Consider the following 22,807-nt stretch of genomic DNA (forward strand, 5'->3'; position numbering starts at 1 on the left):
TCTAAAAAGTCTTATGATTACACGTAAAAGATACAAAAAAAGGAGCAGAAAACTTTTAGCTTCTACTCCTTTTAATTAATAATTATTCTTGAAAAAGAATTTTGAAAAGACTTTTTCAGTGCCCTCCATTTCCGAACGAGGTTTTTTGAGTAAAGGCTGGTATTCTTTGATTGTAATGCAAATACTTTTGGCATTAAAAACAAGCAAGAGGCTTTTATTTATTATTATCTTTAGTAAAACAGATAAACGTTTTTTTATAATTTATATTTTAAACTTACCATAAACTGGCGAGGTGCAATTGGGTTAACACTATAATTTTCATGCACGGTATAATTCAATTCATCTGTAATGTTTGATAATTTACATAAAATAGAAATCTTTTTCCATTCGTAACCTACCGAAGCATCCACAGTAGCATAACCTTCTAAAGGGATGTCACGGTCTCTGATCGTGATTGTATAGGTAGCTGGTGTAGTAGCTGGCTTAACAGCCGTCCATAAATAATCATCGTTCCAGCCACCTGTACGGTCGCCAATATAGTTTCCGATAGCTCCAAAAGTAAGCCCTTTTAATGTACCTGTAGGTAATTTGTAGAAAAAGCTCAAGTTGGCAGTATGTCTAGGAGTTCTGGCCAAAATATCGCCAACAATAAGGCTACCGTTTGTACCAGATGATTTAGAAACTTTGGTTTCGTTAAAACTATATCCAGCCATGATGTCTAAACCTTCGGTAGGTCTGGCCGTAATGTCTATTTCTAGACCTTTTCCTTTGGTGGCTCCAACTAATTCTTTAAAATTGTTGTTAACATTTTGTGTAACACCATCTGGTAAAAATTGCGCAGTTTGTGCCAGGTTGTTATTCGCTATTTGATAAACGGTAACGTTTGTACTCAAAAGACCTTTCCAGAAATCTTTTTTGATACCCACTTCGTATTGATCAATAATAGATGGATCTAAAGGTTTTGAATCTACTGTTGTACCAGTATTAGGAGTAAAAGAGTTCGAGTAACTTGCAAAAATCGACAAATCGGTTGTTGGCTGAATTACCAATCCTGCTTTAGGTGAATAGGCTCTGTTTAACATCTTTGCTCCGGTTACAGGAACTGCATTTTCATAAGCCGTTGTAATGACATTTACATTATTCTTTTTCTCAATTACTTCTTTTGTAGTGGTAGCTTCGCTTTGTTGCCAAGACCAACGTAATCCTGCCAAAACTTTTACATATTGATTGATCGAAACTAAATCCTGAAAATAAGCTCCAAAACGTTGCGTTTCAGTACTTATTAATTGAGTAGTTCTTGTTGGATAAGGAATTACAGTACTTTGCGTACTGTAATCGTAAGTATATAAGTTTATAGCGTCATCTTCTGTAGTTTTAAGGTCTCCAGGTGTTGCAGGATCATAAAACCCAAAAGTATAATTAGGAGCAATAGAATTTTCGTAGTCAACACCAGTAAAAATTTGGTGTTTAATACTTCCTGTATTAAAAGTTCCCTGCAAGCTCAATTGATCACCAAATATACGTTCGGCACCATCTGCTTTTGTCAAACCACGTTTCCAGTTTCCATTTGCATCCAAAGTACTAATCTGTGCTGTAGAAGTCTGAGTTCTGCGGTAGGATTGAAAAGAAGAATTGAAATTTAATTTCCAGTTTTCATTAAAATCATGATTAACCAATACCGAAGCACTAGAAGATTTAGTATTTGCCGTTGACCAAAGCGCTCCAAAGAATTGGTTGCGTGGCAAGTCCAAAATAGTTTTACCAATTATTCCGGTACCGAAATCAGGAGTCCAGTCGGCACTTAAATAATCTCCTTGTAAGGTAATTTGAGTTTTGTCTGAGACATGAAATAAAAACGAAGGGTTGATATAGATACGCTCATTTTTTACATAATCTCTAAAGCTTTCAGCATTTTCGTAAGAAGCTGTAAATCGGTATGCAATAACGTTGTTTAAAGGCCCATAAATATCAATTGATGGTTTGTAGAAAGAGTAGCTTCCCATTTGCATAGACAATTCGCCGCCTTGAGTAAATTTTGGGGTTTTAGTAACCAAGTTTAAGATGCCTCCTGGGGCAACGTTTCCATACAATAAAGCAGAGCCTCCTTTTAAGAATTCTACTTTTTCTAAAGAAGAAACTTCTGGAATAGAACCTGCATTATAACGAAAGCCGTTTTTAAACATATTATTAGCCGACATGTCATATCCTCTTGAAAAGAAAGATTCTTGTGCGCCACCGCGAGCAGAACCCACATAAACACCGTTGGCATTTTTGATTACTTCACTCAAACGAATCGCTTGTTGCTGCTCGATCACCTCGTTATTAATGACCTGAACACTTTGAGGTAAATCCATTACTTTTATGCCTGAACGAGCCACCGAAATTGGTTTTTTAGACTTGTTTGCGGTTACCGTAACTTCGTTAAGGACTTCTCCTTTTTTATTTTTTACCGTATCATTTATAGCTTCACTTGTATCGTTGCTAGAAAAATCTTGACTATAGGCGCTGAAGGTAAAAAGCATTATTCCTAAGAGTAAAATATGTTTCATGACTTTTATTTAGAATAGTTAAATATAATTGGCGCAAATATAATTACCAATTTTTGGTTACACAAAGTTTATTTAGATTAATTATTAATAATTACGTAATTAATTGTTTGTTAGTTTTTTGAAAGTTAACTTATCAAGCAAAAAAGGGTTTATTTGTTGTTTTTTGACTCTTTTACGCTGATTTATTTCTGTAATTAAGGTGCTAAAGACGGTTATTTAGCATCTGGATCTGGATTGAACAAAAAAAAACCTTGCTTTTGGAGCAAGGTTGTATCAAAAATGAATTTCTTTCTAAGTTAAGATAAAAAATAGTTTCTTTTTATTTAACGGTAATCATATAGGTAGCCATTTTCCAGATTTCATCGTATTTTTTGCCGTTATGTTCTCCCGAAGTTTTCTCTGTATAAGCAAATTCTACCATGTAATTTCCAGACCAAATTGGTGTAAAACTAATTTCACCCTTATCATTGCTCCATAATTCTTTTTCCCAACCGTTTGGGGCAATTACTTTCATCTTTTGTTCTTTTGCGATTTTGCCTTCATACAAAGCACTTACGTTTATTTTGGTGTCTTTTTTTGCTGTAGTGACATCTTTAGCAAACAAACTAATGATGTTGGTATTTGCGTTGGCTTCATTTCCTTTTACAGCGTTTCCAACCGTAACAGTAGCGCTCGAGTTGTAATCTAATACCATCGTTCCGTAAACGTCTTTTACTTTATGATGCATCGCAATTGTGTAAACTCCATCCTCGTCAGGAGTAAAAAACGCCTGATATTTATTTTCTAAAGCAGTTGCTGTAAGTTTGGTTTCTTTTTTTGAAGGTGAAATTACCACTAATGAAAAATCTTTTAAGTCCGAGAACCATTTCGCGGAAGCGGTAATATCATTTTCTGAAAATTCACCAAAATAAACTGAAATTTCCTGTGCTTTTCCTTTTGTTCCCACAGCTTTTGTCTCAATCCAGAGTGCGTGAGCAAATAGTTGAGGCGCTGTTACGAGCATTAAAAATAAAAAGCTGATGTTTTTAAAGTGAATTGATTTCATAAGATCAAGATTTAATAGTGTTACACAAAATATTTTTCACAAATTTATATTTTATTTAGAATAATTAAAAATAAAACTCTAAGATTAACTTTTTAAATACATAAAATATAAGAGAGATGCTCTGCAAAAGCCTTAAATTTGCGGTCTGAAAAAGCGACTTCATGATTTTACCCTTCTTAAAAAAAATGCAGGATTCACCGAGAGGATATAGAATCGCTAATACCGTTTTTTTTTTCGTTTCCGGATTTGGATATTCTTCTTGGGCGTCACGAATTCCGGATATTAAGGCACAATTACATTTAAGTGAAGCTCAATTTGGAGCCGTTTTATTTGCCTTTCCGATAGGTTTAATGTTTACGATGCCTTTTACAGGAAAATTATTAAACAAGTACAGCAGTCGTTATTGCATGCTTTTGGGAGCCGTTTTGTTTAATATTGTTTTATCAATGCCTGGTTTTACTGCGTTTGTTTGGCAATTGATTATCATATTGTTGCTATTTGGAGCATCACGAAATATTTTTAATTTATCGATAAATGCACAAGCTCTTGAAGTGCAGAAATTGTATCCAAAATCGATCATGACCCGTTTTCATGCGGTTTGGAGTCTGGCAGGATTTGCCGGAGCAGGTTTAGGATATGTAATGGTAACACAAAATATTGCCCCATCTTATCATTTACTTGGTATAAGTGTTGCCATGTTAGCGGTTACGGCATTTTTTTATCCAATGAGCATTCATACCGAGCCTGTACCAGTAAAAAAGAAATTCTTTTCTGTACCGGATAAAAATCTAATTAAGTTTGCCTTAATCTGTTTTGTTTCGATGGCTTGTGAGAATACTATGTACGACTGGAGCGGTATTTATTTTCAAAATATTTTGCATGCTTCGCCAAAATTAAGCACGGCAGCTTTTGTTTTTTTTATGACTGCAGTTACCTTAGGACGCTTTTTAGGGGACTATGGAGTAATGAAATTTGGCATCAAGCAAATTTTATTCTACAGCGGAATTTTAATTACATTAGGATTTTTGGTTTGTTTTCTTTTGCCCTTTGTTTACCCAACAATATTTGGCTATGTGCTAATAGGAGTGGGGGTTTCCTGTGTTGTTCCTTTGGTTTTTAGTATCGCAGGAAAATCCAAAAGTCTGAGTAGCGGCAGTGCGCTAACTTCTATTTCTACAATTGGGTATCTTGGATTTTTAGTGGTGCCGCCAATGGTGGGCTTTATATCTGAATTTCTAAGTATGAAATGGGCGTTTCTGGTAATGGCTGTTTTGGGTGGAATTATGATTTTGATGGTTAATAAAATAGGAGAAGAAGAGTAAAAAACACTTATTTGTATTGTTCTTTTTCAAGTATTTTCATTCTAAGTCTATAATTGTGTACTCTGTGATGTATTTTATTGTGCAATATCCAACAAATTGTAATTCCAAAAAGAAGCGAAAGTACGATTGAAACCAAGTGTATTTCCAAGACAATATAAATCACAATTAGTATTATTATCAAAAGTATTTCGATAAAGTATTTGTCTTTTTCTTCGTTGCGTTCTTTCAGGACAAGAAGGTTTCCGAGCTTTTTCTCTATCCTTTCCTGAATCTTTTTTGTCATACTGTTCACACTGTAATATTTATCTAAATCGTACGGCGTAAAACAAATGGCAAATTCGAGTTCAAGTTTGCCCATAAAGCGGTAGTATTTTCGAACTCCCAGAAATGAATTTTTAATGGTATCTCTTGAATGCGCGGGATAGGTAAGGAAATCTAAAAAGTGAGATTCATCAAATTCAGAATCGGGTTTGCTTCTTTCTTTTTTAAATAGCTCTAAAACTTTGTCTCTTATCGCTGCGTCGGTCATTTTAGTTATTTTATTTTAAATAAAAACAGGTATCAAACCTTTTATTCCTGAAATTATCGATGATCTTCAACCGTTTGTTTGTTCTATATACTGAAAAAAGTGTTTTATTTATTTGTAAATGGATTTCAGTTGGCGCAAAAAAAATCTAAGCTGCGCTGGTTCTATTAAAAAAGAAACAACATAATGATTTTGCTGTTATCATTTTTATGAAATGTATTCAGTTAGGTTTTGATAAATAGAAATTTACTTTTTTACCATAATAAATCTCTCGGTAGTCATTTTACCTTCTAACTTTCCAGAAATTTCTGCGGTCAAAGTATTATTTGCGCCTTTGGTATACATAATTTTCTGAGGATAATCGTGTTTTATATTTTCAAAAACCAATTGTTTTTCAGTTTCAAGTACAGATGGAAAAGCGACTGGTTTATCATTATTTTGACCTTTCACAGTAGCAAAATAGGTTAGTGTTTCGCCTTTTTGTACCAAACTTATGTTCTCAAAATGTACAGTATCTTTTCCTTTTATAAAGTATGAAACCGCGTTAAAAGTACTGTCATTTATTTTTTCCCAGTTTTCGGTCAGTACACCGTCAGGATTTTTATTTTCCCAGTTTCCAATGAGCCAATCTGCAGCTTTGATTTTGCCTTTTTCTGCAGTTTCTGTTTTTTTACAAGAGAAAATAGCCAGTAAAAGCAGTAAAAGAGTTATTTTTTGAAATATTTTCATAACGATTTGGTTTTTAATAGAATTGCTAAAGTATAAAAAAATAACATAGAGAGAATGTGTAGCGGCAAAAATGTTAAAATTTGAGAGGCGAAATGTTAAAATGTTAAATGTTAAATGTAAAAAGTGAAAAGTGAAAAGTGAAAAGTGTAAAAAGTAAAAAGTAAAATTATTTGATACTACGAAGAAGTTTGATGATCAACGCTTTGAATTTTACCTCTCACATTTCACTTTTCCTATCTCGTATTCTCATATTTAGCCACAAAGAATGGCGTATACCAGTTCTTTGGTAGGTTTCTGATCTTTTAGTTCGGCTCTTACCACATCAAAAGTTACTTTAAAATCACAGCCCGATTTATAATCGCTGCAACCATAAGCCGTTTTTCCTTTCAAAATAGAACCTTTTTTACATTTCGGACACATTAATACATCTGATGTTGTTACTGGTTTTATTTTCGAAATTGTTTTTTTAGTTTCTAATTTGAGTTTAAAATTTTCCTCAAACCGAATTAAACCTTCTACCGAGCCAGCATCAGTTTTAAAGTCTTTCAAATTTACGGTTGAGCCTTTTTGAAGCAATCGTAAATACTGGTTCTCTGATATTTTTTTTTCTGCAAAAATATATGGCAAAATAAAATCACAGCCTGCTTTGTAATTGCCACAGCCATAAGCAGATTTTCCTTTTATTAACGTTGCTTTTTGGCATTTCGGACACATTTTGGCCAAGATTCCGGCAGCTTTCTTTTGCTCGGTTTTTACTACTTCTTTCTGAATACTTTGTGCGTGTGAAATATTGGCGTGTCTGGTTTCACTTCGTACTTCGGTGACCAGAGACGCAACCATTTGCTTCATGTTTTTAATAAAAGAGGCGGCGGTAAAAGTGCCTTTTTCAATATCCTTCAACTGCTTTTCCCAAGATCCAGTGAGTTCTGCCGATTTTATCAATTCGTTCTGGATGGTGTCAATCAATTGGATGCCGGTAGGGGTTGGCAGTACCTGCTTTTTATTTCGAACAATATACTGACGCTTAAAAAGTGTTTCGATAATATTCGCCCTTGTGGACGGGCGGCCAATTCCATTTTCTTTCATCAACTCGCGTAAATCTTCATCATCGACTTGTTTACCCGCAGTTTCCATTGCACGCAATAAAGTAGCCTCTGTAAACTGATTGGGTGGTTTGGTTTCTTTTTCTAAAAAAGATGGCTCATGCGGGCCTTTTTCTCCTACAACAAAACGGGGTAAAATATCAGCTTCTTTTTCTTTAGTATTCGGATCTTCAAAAACAACACGGAATCCTTTTTTTAAGATTTCCTTTCCAGTTGTCTTAAAGGTAACATCAGCTGCTTTTCCAATCACGGTGGTGTTGGCGACCAGACAATCGTCATAAAATACGGCAATAAAACGTTTGGTAATAATGTCATACACCTGCTGCTGATTGTGTTGCAAATTACTTTCTATTCCAGTCGGAATAATGGCGTGGTGATCGGTTACTTTTTTATCGTTAAAAACTTTAGGAGACTTTTTAATCTTTTTCCCTAAAAGAGGCTGTGTTAATTCGGCATACTTCGTTAGTTTTTGCAGAATCCCGGGCACTTTCGGGTAAATATCATTGGGTAAAAAAGTAGTATCAACTCTAGGATAGGTCACTACTTTTTGCTCGTAGAGCGTTTGTACAATTTTAAGCGTTTCATCTGCCGAAAATCCAAATTTGGTATTGCAATACACCTGTAAACCAGTCAAATCAAACAGTTTTGGAGCATATTCATTTCCATTCTTTTTTTCAACAGAAACAATTTCAAAGTCACTTTCTTTGACTTTATTTGCCAAAAGTTCGCCGTCTTCTTTTTTCAAAAAGCGGCCGTCTTCATAGCTAAAAAGCGTTTCTCTGTATAATGTCTGCAACTCCCAGTAGGGTTGAGGTTTAAAATTTTCGATTTCTTTAAAACGATCTACAACCATTGCCAATGTTGGGGTTTGCACTCGCCCAATAGACAAAACCTGCTTGTAACCGCCATGTTTTACGGTGTACAAACGTGTGGCATTCATCCCCAATAACCAGTCGCCAATCGCTCTCGAAAATCCTGCGTAGAACAAATTGTCGTAATTGGCAGAGGGTTTTAAGTTTTCAAAACCTTCTTTGATAGCTTCAGTGGTTAAGGACGAAATCCACAATCGTTGTACTTCGCCTTTATAATGTGCCTCATTCATCACCCAACGCTGAATAAGTTCTCCTTCTTGACCAGCATCCCCACAGTTGATGACCACTTCGGCTTTGTCAAAAAGACTTTTTACGATTTTAAATTGCTTCTGAATACCTGAATTCGCTACAACTTTGGTTTCAAATTTTTCAGGAAGCATCGGCAAGTTGTTCAAGTCCCAACTTTTCCAGTGCGGTTTGTAATCATTAGGTTCTTTTAAGGTACATAAATGTCCAAAAGTATAGGTTACGGCATAACCGTTGCCTTCGTAATATCCGTCATGTTTGGTATTGGCTCCCAAAACGGATGCGATTTCGCGTGCTACACTTGGTTTCTCGGCAATACAGACCTTCATTTTCTCTTTCTAATTTGAAAGCGAAATTAGGAATTTAGAATTTGGTATCGAAATTAGAAAGGCACAAAGATGGAAAGATGCAGAGTCGCAAAGTTTTTTTTATTAAATTTTGAAATTTATTTTTTAATCCTATAAAACCTTTTCATTGACTTCATCTGATCTACCTAGTTGTCAAGCAATGTTTTTTATAATTTTAGCCTTATTTTATTCCGATGTAGCAATTTACTCCTCTTTACTAACAATCTCCTGAAAAAAAAGTATCAATTTTTTCTTACTTCGTGTTTCTGTAAAATATTTCTACCGATCGTCAATCTTTTAGAATCCCTTATAAAATTATCGTTAACAAATTTTTAAAAAAAGTTAGGGCATAAAAACGTCAAATATTAGCTGATTTTTATAGATTTGTAAAATCTATATAGTACCAAAAGTTACTTGGGAAACAATTATAAAATCTAAAGACAATGAAATCGATTGCTTCAACATTTTTATTTTTCATGTTTGTTTGTTCCACTTCTTACTCGCAACTGAGTTCAGATCAAATATTTGAAAGCTTTAAACAAGGAGAGCGCACCAACTGTTCCTCAATTGCTTTTATCAAAGCTTCTTTAAATGTATACGGATTAGACAACCTTTTTGTAACCGAAAAAATAAACGACAGTCTCTATAAAATAACACTAAAAAACAAAGCCACCTTACATCTTAATAACCATGAAATCGATAAGGCCAAATATTCTGCCGATTTTATATTTATCAAAGACAATTGTGACAGCGAAAGAATAACCAACTACGCAGTATTGACTTATGCGGTAATGGCAAAATACAAGCAAATTATCGACAAGGAAGAAACTTTTGACAAAGCATTGGAAGATCTGGAAGATGGCGCTGTATATACTCCAACTATTTACAAATATTTAGGATTTGAAAAAGGCAAACAGATACAAAAGTTAAAGCGACTATCCGGAAGCGAATATTGTGGAGTAGTAGCATGGTCAACCGCTCATGCCGTATTTATTAGTCAAGAGTACATGGATTATTATGGCAACAAAAAAAGTGTTTGGGCAGAATATCCGGGACGTTTTAGAATAATCAAGTCTTAAAAGCACAAAGTACCCAATATATAGCTAATTTTTATACGAAGTTTTGATTTTTATTGTGTCATTGCGAGGAACGAAGCAATCTCACAATCAAAAGCAAAGCATTATAATTCATTGTAAGTAAGGTAGTATAGATAATTTGTTTATGTCTTGCTAGAACTTTTTTAGAGAATTAAATTTTTGTTTATTTTTCTGATGAATTCAGATTTATAATCAAGGTATTAAAAAGAACATACTTCGTGAAGTTTTATAGTTTTTGGGGTCTAACGCAAAACTAAATTTCAAATTAAGCCAGTTTTCGATATCAATTTTAGAAAGTGTTTGCTATGTTTTGATTTAAATTGAGTAGCAAATTATTTAAGTCTTTACTATCAATTTTGGTTACAGTTTCTAGAACTGCTCCATTTTCAAAATTAATAATTAATACCGCTTTTTTTTCTTCTTCGTACCCCACTTTATTTAAAGTAAAATGAATTTTCTCAAAATTAAATTCTTTGATTTTATCTTTAAACCATTTGTAATCTGCTATATAAGTTAATTTGTTTTCAGATAGAATTATAATTTCTTTTCCATAAGTATTCCAAAGAGAAATTCTTAACATAAAGAAAGAAATTAAACCAAAAACTAATAAAAAGACGATGTTTAAAAATTTAAAACCGTCTCCATCTAAGATATTTAAAATAAAACCGCTTAATGGTAAAAATACAGAAAGAAAAGTAATGATGTATAAAACTAATCTTCCAAATAAAGGAGATTTTTTTACTTTTAAAATCAATGTATTGTTTTCGAAATGAATTTGGTTCATTTTTTTATAGTTGAGATAAGAGGTAGAAATTTCAGCTCTGGTTATTAATTAATTTTCATCTTCTTCTTGACGTTCTTTAACTCTTTAGTCTTTATTGGATGATGTATGTTAGATTATGTTCTTATCCTGATTTCTAAAAAAAAAAAACATTTTATTTAATATTTTGTTTATTTTATATCTGTGGTACAATATTTTAAATAGTCTAATATTTTTTCCCATAGTCTTTTTTCCAAGTACTCATTTCCACCTTTTAGCGAAGTATGTATTAGAACAGCTTGCTTTTGGTAGGCTGTAATTTTTTCAAAACTCCAATGTTCGGGAGGAGGTTGTAAGTTCGTTATTCTATCGGCTAATTTCACTGCCCAAACTTCTTTTGGTAATTCCTTAATGCGATTTAAACTATCAGACATTCTTTCTTCATTATGAATTTTAGAGTTTTTTGTGAGTGCTATTACTGCTTGAGCGATTTCTTTTCCAAATTCATCAGCAATTTCATCAAAAGTAGTTGCTGTATCTTCTAAAATATCATGTAATAAAGCAACTTGTACGGCAAATTCTGAATTAAATTTATCTGTTTTTTCTGCGGCAATTAAAATTTCCATTGCAACATTACTCAAATGAACGACATACGGCAAATTTGTTCCCGGAATTAATTGATTTTTGTCTGCATGCTTTTTTGCTGCAAACTTTATTGCCTTTTGATATTTGGTTTGTAATTCACTCATCTCGTTTATTCAAATGTAAATAGCACTTATATTTTCGATTTTTTATTTATTTCACGTATGGTTAGAATCATTGCAATACTAATTAATACAGAGCCACCAATTCTTAATAAAAGGGATGTAATTTTTTCGTTCTGAAAATCAAAAGTGACAACATTTATAATTAAAAGTAGGATACTCGCAATTAGGATACTATATTGTAAAACTGGTTTTTTATTTTTCATTTATTCAGATTTGGATGTACCGATTATTTTACATCATTTTTTTAAAGTTTTATTCTTGTGGCGCTATCAGGTCTAAGTTTTCTATGTCTAAGATAAATTTTCTTATTGGAAATACAAGTCCAATTTATTGAAAATTAGTAATCACATATTTATAGTTTTTAGGAACAAAAAATCACGAAAAATTAGAGACCCTTGCGAAGTGTTTCTGAACAACACTTCGTAGTGCTGATTGCTTTTTTGTTCTTATTAAACTGGCTTGTGTGCACGAGCCAGAGGCATCGCGCCAGCACCTGTGTTACCTAATGCTCGGACTAGCTGGTGCTGTTGGCGGTAGTTATATTTTATGTGAAATCATTATTGAGGTCTTAACTGTTCAATGATTTTAGCGTCAACCCAATAATCTTTAGTCTCCCAATATGTACTTCCATCCTCCTTTACTTTTTCTTCTGACCTTTTAAAAAGCAAATATTTTCCGTCAGGTGTTAACCTCGCACCATTTTCTACTAATTCTGAATTTATCTTATCTCCCATATTAATAGCTGAACCCCATGAACCATCTTGCTGTCGAAAACTGATATAATTGTCAGACTTACCATATCCATCTTCTCGCTCGCTATCCCATATTAAGTAGGATTCATCAGGTGCTATAAAGGGGTGGGCGACCAATTTCCCTGAGTTAATCTCCTTGCCGAGTAGTTTTGGTTCTTCACGTTTACCGTCTTTAATCCTTGATATACGGATTCCGTTATCGGTTTTATAATCATCAAAAACAATAGTCCCATTAGCGGATATTGACAACACCATAATGCCCAAATCTTTGCTGTCAAACATTGGACCAAGGCTTTTTAGCTTTGACCAACCAGAAGCTGTACGTTCAATATAGTTATGCCTTGAGTATAAGATGTTGCTATTTTCAGTACCACTGGCGTGAAAAGTATATTTACTGGTTTTATAATAATTTTCTTCTTGCCGATAAACAACAACGGCAGGCTGAAAAGGGTCATTACCTGAGTAAGTAAAGTAAAACTCTTTCATATCAAAAGAGTCCTTGTTTCCTAGTTTCCAATCTTCAGAAGTACTCTTTTTAGGAACAAAAACTTCAGGATTTAATCCTGGTGGCTTATACCCAAAGTATAGATTTTCCGCTATCGAAGAATTATTCTTTTTTGTTTCTGGTTTCTTAGCATTGCAAGCATTTGACAATATTACAAATGCCAGTGCTAAAAGTTTAATCATGTTTTTTTTCATTGTTCAATTAGCTTTAATTACCGCCAACGTTTCGCCACTTCACGAAGTTGCCAATGAAAGTGGGCGGAGTTCTCTCTGCCAAGATAATCTTTCTTCGTGAAACCAAACGTCCAGCTACAAAAAAAACTTTATGCTGTGCGAAGTCTCCTGACTTCGTACCCGCATCGTATATCCGTTTTGTATTTCTCGTTTAAATAAATTTTAAATCGTATTGAAGTAAAATACTAGCCAAGTAGCAATTTGCTTATTGGAATGGGTACGAAGTCGGGAGACTTCGCACAGCAATCATAATATTTAAGAAGAACACTTCGCAGAGCTGGTTCCTTACAGTCTGCTTTTTAAATCCATCACTCCATGAAGAATTCTTGCGATTTCTATTTCGTTCTTTGATATAATTGAGTAGAAGATAATATGTTCACCTGATTTAAAACCTAATATTCCTTTCATAACTATATCATATTTTCTACCAAGTTCTGGATTATTTGCTAGATCATGACATGATGACATAAGTAAATCATAATACTTTTCAGCTTGCATTTCAGACCAAGTTTCGATTGTATAATCCCAAATTTCAGTTAAGTCATCAACAGCTTTATTTGTTAAATAATATTTAGCCATTTGATTTTTTTCTTGCTTTTAAAACGTTAAGATGTTTTTTAGCATCAAAATCTACTGCACGTCCACTTTCAATTCCATCATTAATCGCTTTTCTTAAAGCTACAATTTTATTTTCTTCATCTTCTAAAAGACGAAGACCGGCTCTTACAACTTCACTTGCATTATTGAATCTTCCATTATTTACACTGTGTTCGATAAAACTTTCGAAATGATTGCCAAGCGATATAGAAGTATTTCGTCCCATAATTTTTTTAGCTAAGTTACCAAAAAATGGTAACTTTTCAAATTATTCTGTATTTTTTTGGAATCTCACATAACTTGTATATACTCGCTACAAAGTTACGCATATCAACCCTTATTGAGGTGTATACACGAAGTTCAGTCTCGTTTTATAGTATGTTTCCGTTTTGAGAATAAAGCATCACAGCTGCCTCATTCATCCTAAAAACAAATATAACAATTCTGGCATCATCACCTTTATAGGAAACCGTAATTGGAGATTATTGATTTTGATACAAGTATACCATTAATTAAAAACTGTGGAGCAAGCTACGAAGTCGGGAGACTTCCCACAACAAACACGATATTTAAGAAGAATACTTCGTAGAGTTTGTGTGCACGAGCCAGAGGCATCGCGCCAGCGCCTGTGTTACCTAATGCTAGGACTAGCGGGGGGAGAAACAGCTGTTAACTGCTGGCTTTTATTTTTTCTATTATTTCTTTCTCAATTGTGTTTATTCTGTCTTTTGGATAAAATAGATTTACACTTGGATGAAGCTTTATATTTTCAATTTGTATTTTTATCATTTCCAACAAATTTTTTTCTTTAGGTTTTCCTTTAAAAATAAATTCAAAATCATCAAGTAGATCAAAGGCAACATTAGTTTCAATTGTAGCAAAAATATATGCAAATAAATGACTTCTTTGGGGTAAATTTATTTCAAGACTTTCTTGATAATACCAACTTTCATTATCGCATAACGCATTAGCTAGTATTTCTATTTCGTTAGAATTCCATTCTGCAATTTCATTTTTTAATAATTCCCAGGAATTATCAGTGAATTTCAAAAGCATAGATAAAATTTCAAGATTTCCATGCCCAGAAGACCAAAAGTCAGAATCATAATCCTTATACTTTTGAATGTAATTATATAGTTCAGATTTTCGTTTAAACATTCGGTTTTAGTTTTCGTTCTGGGAAGCTTGCAGTTAACCGTTCCCTTGCTACAAGAGGTTTGGGATTAAATTAAGCCTTATCTTCGGATTTGCCTAAACTTCCCTAATACAAGACCGTTTTCAAATTAATCCAAATGCCCAAATCTCTTGTAACAAGTGTTGGCGGTTCGGTTGTTTTCAGTCGAACTTATGATTGAAATTTTACTTGTTTTTCATATAATGCGAAATTAGTGCAGTTTGTTTTGTTGGTTATTTTTTTAAAAATTACGCATTACTAAAAAAAACAAATTATAAAATAAAATATATAGATAAAGACGTTTTCTTTCTCTTTTAAACATATAAATACTCAACAAAATAAAGATGATATTGAAAATAGAAAAGACATTGTTAGTTATATAACTTACGTAAAGCACCTTTTCTATTCTGAAGTTTATGTTGTAATATAATTGCAAAAAAGAATTTATTATCGGAAAAACTAATCCCACATAAAGAATCCATCTAATAAATTTTATCATAATTATAGTTTTATTTATTCTTATTAATCGACTAAAATTAACTAAAGCGAAATTTTATTCAATCAATTTAGTAAATAAAATTCAATTTTCGCTTTTCTGTTTTTCACGATTATATTTTCTGTTTTTCTGTGCAACTAAAACCTTCTTTTAAAGTCTTTTGCGTAAGTTCGGTTTCAACTGACCGCCAACGTTTGGTCGCTTGGCGATGTGGTGGACTAAGGAAGCCTAATCTTTCGGTTAATGACTAATTTTCCAAGTACAAAACCATCTTTAAATTAAGCCAAATCCCGCCATATTGCCAAACGACGGTTGGCGGTAGTACTAATTGTTGAAATAGAAATCGGCAGTTAATGATGTTGATTCCCAGGGAATTTGTTCTTCTCTCGATTTCTGCATAACTTCAAGTCTTACTTTTTGAAACATTGTATTGACTGGTGTGGATTTACCATTAATATGATTTAGAAGCGCTTCTGTATACAACCCATTATTTCCACTGCCGTCTGATGCAGTTTGACCCGGAGCTGTTGAATAAGCAATTAAAGAACCTTTTGGAGCATTCATCGTTGCTAACCCCCTTTGTCCAATTCCTCGTCCCCAAGCTCTTTCAAAAGGATTATTTCTACATGCATCTAATACGATAAGATTAACAGAAGTTCTTGCATCTTCCATATGAGCTAAAACCCTTCCTGCTTCAACACAATCGTACTCAACTAATTTTTCAGAAGTTAAATTAGCATCAATTGGAATTAAGTAATTTAATCCTTGTACTTGAACTCCATGTCCCGCGAAATAGAACAATCCAACATCACTACCTTTTAAAACATCACCAAATTCATCAATGACAATTTTTAATTCTTTTTGTGTCGGATCAATTTTTTTTATTACTTCAAATCCCAATTGTTGCAGAATTTTTTCCATTTCGTTTGCATCATTCAAAGGATTTACTAATACTCCTGAATGTTGATATGTACTGCAACCAATAACAAGTGCCTTTTTGATTTCTGGTTTAGATGTGGTAGTAGTTTTAGTTACTTCTGTAGCAATATCAAATTCGAATGCTTTAAAAGTTGGAAAACCAGCAATTTCTTCAGATTTTTCTAAACCAAAACCATCTCTTTTTAGATTGTTTGTGTATATTTCTAATAAAGTAGTTATTTCTTCACTTTCTTTTCTTACTGTAGGATGAATTGTCAAGCATAAAAAATCTAAAAAATCTTTATCAGTAGAGTGTAAAATATAAAATCGTTCATCAGTAAAAATCCATTCATCACTCCAATCATTGTTTAAAAAAGTGTGTTTATGGATGTCTTCAAGTGCAGTTGTATATCTTGGGTCTAAGGAAGGAAGTAATGAAAGGTCATAAAGTCGTCCAAGAAATGATGTTTGTTCAAGATTTCCAAACCAAGGAATTCGTGTAATTAAAAAGCTATCAAGAATATTTCTGCGTGTTGATAATTTTATCTTGTTATCCAATGTAATTCTTTTTCGTGGATGCTCTGTAACTTCTGGTTTAGAAATTATTCTGTACATTTCATCGAATTTAAAATCAGTATCTTTTATAACGTATTGGTCACTTTTTTGTAAATAGTTGGTGACTGCTATATATCTATCTGTTGTGTCAATATATTTTTTATTACCGTTGGTAATGTCAATTTGATAAACATCAACAATATCTGGGTGAGATAGTATCTCGTAATTTTCTTCTAAATGGTTCGCTAAAATATTCTCTTTCCAATATTGATAGCTACCACTTGATTCTTTATTAACATGCTTTTGTTTTATTTTCATTTTTTAATTCGGTCTAATTTAATGTCAATTTATGCGATTACGAGGTATTACCGCCAACGGTTTGCTGCCAGACGCAGTCGCGGCTTGGCGACCGAGTTTTCTCCACTAGCACAAAACGAAGTTAAGAAAAAGAAACGAACAATTTACCGAAAACCAGCGATTGCGTTTGACAGCGGTTACCTGACGTTTTTATAGTTTAACATATTTTCAACCACCAAATTATTCAATTTTTTCCAGCTCTCATCATTTCCAATAAAAATTCTGAACGTTTCATTTCTTGAGTTTCCATAAGTTTTATGTGCGAGTAAGCAGTCATCTTCATTTGTGTAAAAAAATAGCGCATAGTCAACCGTATAAATTGCATATGAATTTTGGCTAAAATTATATGCACTAAATATTCCTCGGGTTTTATTTTTTGGTTTTACTAAACACAAGTAATAATTTGGCACGCTTTCAATTTTTTTAGAATGTTCCAATAAATCGCTATGAAGTTCTTTTAAATTATTATTGAGAAAAATTCTAATTTCTTCTTCGATAGCTTCATTGAACTTGAATGTATCAAATAGTATGTTTTTCGAAACTGAACTTCTCCAAATTAAAGAGTAGAAAAATAAATAAAATAAAGATGGATTAATTTCCTCACAATGTAATATTTCTTGATTTTCGATTATTTCTAACTTGTACTTTCTCTTTGCATTTTGTAATGAATTTACCTCCACGAAAACTCGTGCGAAATAGGTTTCTAATTTTTCTAAGCGTTTTTCACACCAACTACATAAAATATGATCCTCTTTTGGAATATCCTGGAGTTTAGTTTGAATTCCGTCTTTTGATATTTGAACACTATGTCTTGGATTTGTATTTTCAAAAAGTCGCTTACACATAAACTTTGGAATTATGTGTGAGTTTAGTTTATCAGCAATTCTTTCTTTGCAAAGTTTACAATTCTCCATCGAGTTTTCTAAAATGTCAGGTAACTTGTTTATACCAGCCATAAAATGGCTCCAATCTACCCTAATTAAGGTGTATATAGGAAGTTTTGTTCCGTTTTATAGTATGTTTCAGTTTCAATAATAAAGCAGTACAAATGCTTCATTAATTCTAAAAACAAATATAACAATTCTCGCATCATCATCTCTGAGGAAAACCGTAATGGTTGATTATTTATTTATTTATTTATTTATTTATTTGGAGACAAGTATAGCACTAAATAAATAGTCGGGAGCAGGTGTTTATACGTGTTTTGAGGGTGTGTTTCGGTTTTGTACTGAAGTATTTAGGTCTACAACCTAAAATTTGGGGTTGCGAACCCCTCTGATGAGGTTCGGAACCCCTCGGTTGGGGTGCTGAGGTGCTCGGTTGGGGTTCGGAACCCCAAATTTGACGTTCGGAACGTCAAATTTGACCCACAAGGACGTCAAATTTGACGTCGGGAACCCCATTTTTGACGTCTGGAACCCCATCGATGGGGTTCGATACCCCAAATTTGACATTGAGGACGTCATCGATGGAGCTTAGAACCCCAAACGAGCTGTTTTTTGAACCTTTATTTGACAATGTTTAACAAACAGTCTAAAGTTGCCCTCGCGGCTGGCGAAAGAAATTTTATTGACTGTCAGATTTCTGGAGATTTTTAAGTGGGTTAGCTGTCTTTATACGCATACGATTTGTATGGATGTAGGTGCGAGTGTTGGTGTTCCAGAATAAATTGCTGGTGCGACGCGATGCCCTAGCCCTGATAGAAGCGGCATCCTTTTTTGGCAAACGAAAATAGCTAAATAGAACCGTAAACAATCTGCCTAAAAAGATAGAGCGGATAGCAGGATTCAGCTCCTGAAAAAGAATCTGATACTCCCGAAAGTGCTGTTGAAATGGAGGCTAAAAAACTCAAAAGCGGAATGATAGAATTTTCAACAAAAATTTCGTAAATTTGCACTCCAATAAAAGGATTTAGAAAATGTTAGATAGACTTCAAATAGTAAAACAACGTTTCGACGAGATTTCGGATTTGATTATCCAGCCGGATGTTATTTCTGATCAGAAACGTTATGTGCAATTGAATCAAGAGTACAAAAACCTAAAAGCATTGGCTGAAAAGCGTGATGAATATGTGCTTTTGATGGCTAATATAGAGGAGGCAAACGAAATTATTGCCGATGGAAGTGATGCAGATATGACCGAAATGGCCAAGATGCAATTGGATGAAGCAAAAGAAAGACTGCCGGAACTTGAGGAAGAAATCAAGTTTATGCTGATCCCGAAAGATCCCGAAGATGCCAAAAACGTGATGGTCGAGATTCGTGCCGGAACGGGTGGTGATGAAGCGAGTATCTTTGCCGGAGATTTGTTTAGAATGTACACCAAATATTGTGAGAATCAGGGTTGGAGAACTTCGGTTGTAGATATGAACGAGGGAACTTCTGGCGGATTTAAAGAGGTTATTTTTGAGGTTTCGGGAGAAGATGTTTACGGAACTTTGAAGTTTGAAGCCGGTGTACACCGTGTACAACGTGTTCCTCAGACCGAAACTCAGGGTCGTGTGCATACATCTGCGGCTACCGTGATGGTGTTGCCAGAGGCAGAGGAGTTTGATGTACAGATTGATATGAACGATGTACGTGTTGATTTCTTTTGTTCGTCTGGACCTGGAGGACAATCAGTAAATACGACGAAATCTGCGGTACGTTTGACACACATTCCGACTGGATTGGTGGCGCAATGTCAGGATCAGAAATCACAACACAAGAATAAAGATAAGGCGCTGAATGTTTTGCGTTCGCGTTTGTACGAGCAGGAATTGGCCAAAAAAGAAGCCGAAGATGCTACAAAACGTACCTCTCAGGTAAGTTCTGGTGACAGGTCTGCTAAGATTCGTACTTACAACTACGCTCAAGGTCGTGTAACCGATCACAGAGTAGGTTTGACTTTGTATGATTTAGGAAATATCATGAATGGTGATATTCAGAAAATTGTGGCAGAGCTTCAATTGGTGAATAACATGGAGAAACTGAAAGAAGCTTCGGAGGTTTTTTAAAAGAAGCTACTAAGTTACTAAGGTTCTGAGTTACTAAGGTGTTTTTGAGGTTCAAAGGTGCAGAGTTGCAAAGGCTCAGAGGTTTTTAATATATATAAAAAAGGACTGTTTTACTTAATTGTGAAGGCAGTCTTTTTTTTTTGAGGTTCTGAGTGACTAAGGTTCTAAGTGGCTAAGTTTTATTTTTGCATAAATTAAAAAGGCTCTGAGCCTTTGCAACCTTGTCCCTTTGTTCCTTTGCACCTTTGTACCTCAGAACCTTAGCTACTCAGAACCTTAGCTACTCAGAACCTCAGAAGCTTAAAAAAAAGAAAGAACCTTCTGAGGTTTTTTATGGAGAAAAAAAGAATAAAGAGGCAAGAAATAAAAAGAGTAGAGAAGTCGGGCTAAATTAATTTAGTTCGGCTTTTTTTTCGTTTTTTTTGTTAATATTTGTAAAGACCTTTAAGTGAAAAAGGGTTAACAGCCAACCATTTAAAAAATAATTTATGAAGAGAACTTTACTATTATGTTGCTTCGCTGGAAGCTTTTTATGTGCACAGGGGCAATCGTATTTTGGATTTAGAGACGATAATTATGCCGGAATACAGTCGGTTTTGTTTAATCCTTCTGCGGTTGTTGATTCGAAATACAAAGCCGATGTTACACTCTTCTCTGTAAGTGCAACGGGTCAGAATGATTTATACGGTGTCAATTTTGCGCAGGTATTAGACGGCAGTTTTGACTTGCAGGAAGATGCACGCAGAAACATAAAAACCAACAACAGAGGCAATCTTAATGTAGATATTTTGGGACCTTCTTTTATGCTGAATATTACACCTACGCACAGTATTGCTCTTTTTTCGAGAGTGCGAAGCATAACCAATCTGATAGGCGTAAATGGCGAGCTGTTTGACGAAATCAATAAAGATGTCGATGTATCGAATAGTTTCTTGATAACAGCAGGCAATCCTAACGCAGTTACTAATTCCTGGGCAGAAATTGGCGCCAGTTATGGTACAGTATTGTTAGATGATGATCAACAATTTATAAAAGGAGGTATTACATTAAAATACTTAATGGCGGGTACCAACGGTTACATCAACGGAACTAATCTGAGTGTTGCTTTTAATAAAAACGATGTCAATCCCGCTTTAAGCGAATATTACTCTACAGGAACTTTAAAGACGGCTGCAAGCTATGATTATGCAAACGGAGAGAATCAGGAGTTTGATGGAACTTCGGCCGGTGTAGGTATCGATTTGGGTTTTACGTATGAGTATCGTACCAACTGTCATTCGTGTGCAGGAAATAGGTATAAGCTGAAAGCAGCAGTGGCAGTAACAGATATTGGAAAGCTAAATTATAAAAATGCTGTCGAAAACACCTATGATCTAACTGGTAGAGTGACACAAGATGATATTGAAAATGCAGATGATATCTTTGCGTTTTTTGATGCCAACTATACCAAAACGTCATCAAGAAAAGGGGTAAAGGCAAATTTGCCAACAGCACTGCACACCAACTTTGATTGGAACATTGATAATAGGTTTTACCTGAATCTAAGTACTGATTTTGGATTGGTAGATGCTAAAAAGCTAAACAGCACCACGATTGCAAATTCGGCAACCCTTACGCCACGATATGAGACCAGACAATTTAGTTTTTATATTCCGGTGACCTGGATGGAGTACAGCGGTCTTCAAATAGGGACGGGTTTTAGGGCAGGTCCTTTGTTTATTGGTTCGGGATCTTTGGTTTCTAATTTATTTTCGAATAATTCTAAGGCCTGTAATCTTTACGTTGGTCTAAAACTCCCTATTTATCAAAATTATAATTAAAGAATGACCCTTAATTCCTAAAGTTTTCTAGTTCTTAAAAACAAAAAAGCAAAGTCGGCTGATGCAGACTTTGCTTTTTTTCTAAGGCTCTGACTTTCTACGAAAATCAGATTTATAGGGAAGGATATTAACTGTTTAACCGTTTTTATAAAACGTATAAAGCAAGTTAGATACCTAGAAATACTCTTGTGTATTCGAGACATTTATAGATATTCGAGTACATGTACACACCATTTTTCAATACTATTTCGCTTAGTTTTTCCATAATACTTTTATTAAGTTAGACCGTTACTCATGTGACGTCTCCTGTTTTTTAGAGACTAAATTGGTTACAACAAGCTGCAATAAAGAACCAAAAATGTTTTTGATTTTAGAATCAGATTTACCGATTACAAACTTTTTTGCCAGATAGCCAATGCCGATACTAATCGCTGACTGAGCCAAACTACCTTTGAAGCCAACACTTTCGTTTATTTCTTCAACAGTATTTTTGATTAGATTGATAGGTCTTAAATTATCTTTGATCTCATCAATTTCGGCTACAATAGCATCCCAATCGGCCTTTTGTTGCGCTTTGGTCTGCAAAATCATCTGATTTAATTTGGCGGTATCGTAAACAGTCTCCATATCGGTCGTTCTTAGTTAGGGTTTAATTTGAATTATTTTTTTTATCATTCAGCAAACTGGATATAATCATGTTTCCAATAGGATTCTTAATCCATCGGTGTTGATTGGTATACAGTACAATTGCAAAAATGAGATAGACAAAAGACATTGCAAAAAAACCATAATAATAAGCGCCCAGAAGTGATCCTATCCATAAACTTAAACCAACATTCAGAAACATTGAAAAAATGGCAACAACAGCGAAAACTGCTATTTTAGAGATTAATGTTGATAAAACATCTGCTGATGCTGCTACCGTTCTTAGTTTAACTAATTCTAAACTTGTTCTGGTATAGTTTTCAGCTTTTTCAAAAATGTTCAGATTTTCCGATGTTGTTGCATTTGTTTCCATGGTAGGGATAGTTTATGATTTAAA

The 22,807-nt window shown here is 34.1% G+C and carries 20 protein-coding genes; 4 read left to right on the forward strand and 16 right to left on the reverse strand.

What is annotated here, in order from left to right; translation table 11 throughout:
* Window positions 1–254: 254 nt before the first annotated feature.
* Together J3495_RS09905 and J3495_RS09910 are read right to left on the reverse strand one after the other, a co-directional pair.
* The gene (locus J3495_RS09905; protein ID WP_210666395.1) at window positions 255–2,549 is read right to left on the reverse strand and encodes a TonB-dependent siderophore receptor; all 2,295 of its coding nucleotides are present in this window, start codon (window positions 2,547–2,549) and stop codon (window positions 255–257) included.
* Between the two features lie 319 nt (window positions 2,550–2,868).
* Window positions 2,869–3,594, reverse strand: coding sequence for a hypothetical protein (locus tag J3495_RS09910; RefSeq protein WP_210666396.1), 726 nt, complete (start codon window positions 3,592–3,594; stop codon window positions 2,869–2,871).
* Between the two features lie 161 nt (window positions 3,595–3,755).
* Between J3495_RS09910 and J3495_RS09915 the strand changes: the two genes are divergently transcribed.
* Window positions 3,756–4,916: an MFS transporter gene (locus J3495_RS09915; RefSeq protein WP_210666397.1), complete on the forward strand. Its 1,161-nt coding sequence runs from the start codon at window positions 3,756–3,758 to the stop codon at window positions 4,914–4,916.
* A 7-nt stretch (window positions 4,917–4,923) separates the two neighbouring features.
* Here J3495_RS09915 and J3495_RS09920 read toward each other — a convergent pair whose 3' ends face one another.
* The 3 genes from J3495_RS09920 to J3495_RS09930 form a co-directional block, all read right to left on the reverse strand.
* Window positions 4,924–5,445 carry a hypothetical protein gene (locus J3495_RS09920; RefSeq protein ID WP_210666398.1) on the reverse strand — a complete coding sequence of 174 codons (522 nt, stop codon included), beginning with the start codon at window positions 5,443–5,445 and terminating at the stop codon, window positions 4,924–4,926.
* Between the two features lie 243 nt (window positions 5,446–5,688).
* The gene (locus J3495_RS09925; RefSeq protein ID WP_236025440.1) at window positions 5,689–6,171 is read right to left on the reverse strand and encodes a DUF6265 family protein; all 483 of its coding nucleotides are present in this window, start codon (window positions 6,169–6,171) and stop codon (window positions 5,689–5,691) included.
* Between the two features lie 252 nt (window positions 6,172–6,423).
* Window positions 6,424–8,721 (reverse strand): DNA topoisomerase 3, encoded by a 2,298-nt coding sequence (locus J3495_RS09930; protein ID WP_210666399.1) that lies wholly within the window; start codon window positions 8,719–8,721, stop codon window positions 6,424–6,426.
* A 461-nt stretch (window positions 8,722–9,182) separates the two neighbouring features.
* On the opposite strand from J3495_RS09930, the gene J3495_RS09935 reads away from it, so the two are divergent.
* Window positions 9,183–9,818: a hypothetical protein gene (locus tag J3495_RS09935; RefSeq protein WP_210666400.1), complete on the forward strand. Its 636-nt coding sequence runs from the start codon at window positions 9,183–9,185 to the stop codon at window positions 9,816–9,818.
* A 307-nt stretch (window positions 9,819–10,125) separates the two neighbouring features.
* Here the strand turns inward: J3495_RS09935 and J3495_RS09940 are convergent, their stop codons facing one another.
* The 9 genes from J3495_RS09940 to J3495_RS09980 form a co-directional block, all read right to left on the reverse strand.
* Entirely contained in the window at window positions 10,126–10,590 is a 465-nt protein-coding gene (locus J3495_RS09940) for a hypothetical protein (RefSeq protein ID WP_210666401.1), read from the reverse strand.
* Between the two features lie 197 nt (window positions 10,591–10,787).
* Window positions 10,788–11,345 carry an HD domain-containing protein gene (locus tag J3495_RS09945; RefSeq protein ID WP_210666402.1) on the reverse strand — a complete coding sequence of 186 codons (558 nt, stop codon included), beginning with the start codon at window positions 11,343–11,345 and terminating at the stop codon, window positions 10,788–10,790.
* Between the two features lie 26 nt (window positions 11,346–11,371).
* Complete coding sequence (locus tag J3495_RS09950) at window positions 11,372–11,566, reverse strand: hypothetical protein (protein WP_210666403.1); 195 nt, start codon at window positions 11,564–11,566, stop codon at window positions 11,372–11,374.
* Between the two features lie 354 nt (window positions 11,567–11,920).
* A complete protein-coding gene (locus J3495_RS09955; RefSeq protein ID WP_210666404.1) occupies window positions 11,921–12,814 on the reverse strand; it encodes a hypothetical protein in 894 nt (297 codons plus the stop codon).
* A gap of 324 nt (window positions 12,815–13,138) precedes the next feature.
* On the reverse strand, window positions 13,139–13,432 hold the full coding sequence (locus J3495_RS09960) for a type II toxin-antitoxin system RelE/ParE family toxin (protein ID WP_210666405.1): 294 nt from the start codon (window positions 13,430–13,432) through the stop codon (window positions 13,139–13,141).
* Window positions 13,425–13,676: a type II toxin-antitoxin system ParD family antitoxin gene (locus tag J3495_RS09965; RefSeq protein WP_210666406.1), complete on the reverse strand. Its 252-nt coding sequence runs from the start codon at window positions 13,674–13,676 to the stop codon at window positions 13,425–13,427. Before J3495_RS09965 ends, J3495_RS09960 begins: the two co-directional genes overlap by 8 nt.
* 443 nt (window positions 13,677–14,119) lie before the next feature.
* Complete coding sequence (locus J3495_RS09970; protein WP_210666407.1) at window positions 14,120–14,608, reverse strand: hypothetical protein; 489 nt, start codon at window positions 14,606–14,608, stop codon at window positions 14,120–14,122.
* Between the two features lie 836 nt (window positions 14,609–15,444).
* Window positions 15,445–16,911, reverse strand: coding sequence for a caspase family protein (locus tag J3495_RS09975; RefSeq protein ID WP_210666408.1), 1,467 nt, complete (start codon window positions 16,909–16,911; stop codon window positions 15,445–15,447).
* Window positions 16,912–17,087: 176 nt separating this feature from the next.
* Entirely contained in the window at window positions 17,088–17,906 is an 819-nt protein-coding gene (locus J3495_RS09980) for a hypothetical protein (protein WP_210666409.1), read from the reverse strand.
* 962 nt (window positions 17,907–18,868) lie between these two features.
* Between J3495_RS09980 and prfA the strand changes: the two genes are divergently transcribed.
* Together prfA and J3495_RS09990 are read left to right on the forward strand one after the other, a co-directional pair.
* The gene (prfA, locus tag J3495_RS09985; RefSeq protein WP_210666410.1) at window positions 18,869–19,945 is read left to right on the forward strand and encodes a peptide chain release factor 1; all 1,077 of its coding nucleotides are present in this window, start codon (window positions 18,869–18,871) and stop codon (window positions 19,943–19,945) included.
* Window positions 19,946–20,433: 488 nt separating this feature from the next.
* Window positions 20,434–21,765 carry a DUF5723 family protein gene (locus tag J3495_RS09990; RefSeq protein ID WP_210666411.1) on the forward strand — a complete coding sequence of 444 codons (1,332 nt, stop codon included), beginning with the start codon at window positions 20,434–20,436 and terminating at the stop codon, window positions 21,763–21,765.
* A 288-nt stretch (window positions 21,766–22,053) separates the two neighbouring features.
* Here the strand turns inward: J3495_RS09990 and J3495_RS09995 are convergent, their stop codons facing one another.
* Both J3495_RS09995 and J3495_RS10000 read right to left on the reverse strand, forming a co-directional pair.
* On the reverse strand, window positions 22,054–22,392 hold the full coding sequence (locus tag J3495_RS09995) for a hypothetical protein (RefSeq protein ID WP_210666412.1): 339 nt from the start codon (window positions 22,390–22,392) through the stop codon (window positions 22,054–22,056).
* A 22-nt stretch (window positions 22,393–22,414) separates the two neighbouring features.
* The gene (locus J3495_RS10000) at window positions 22,415–22,783 is read right to left on the reverse strand and encodes a hypothetical protein (protein ID WP_210666413.1); all 369 of its coding nucleotides are present in this window, start codon (window positions 22,781–22,783) and stop codon (window positions 22,415–22,417) included.
* Between the last annotated feature and the right edge of the window lie 24 nt (window positions 22,784–22,807).

It is taken from the genome of Flavobacterium geliluteum (assembly GCF_017948595.1).
Classification (GTDB): Bacteria; Bacteroidota; Bacteroidia; order Flavobacteriales; family Flavobacteriaceae; genus Flavobacterium; species Flavobacterium flavipigmentatum.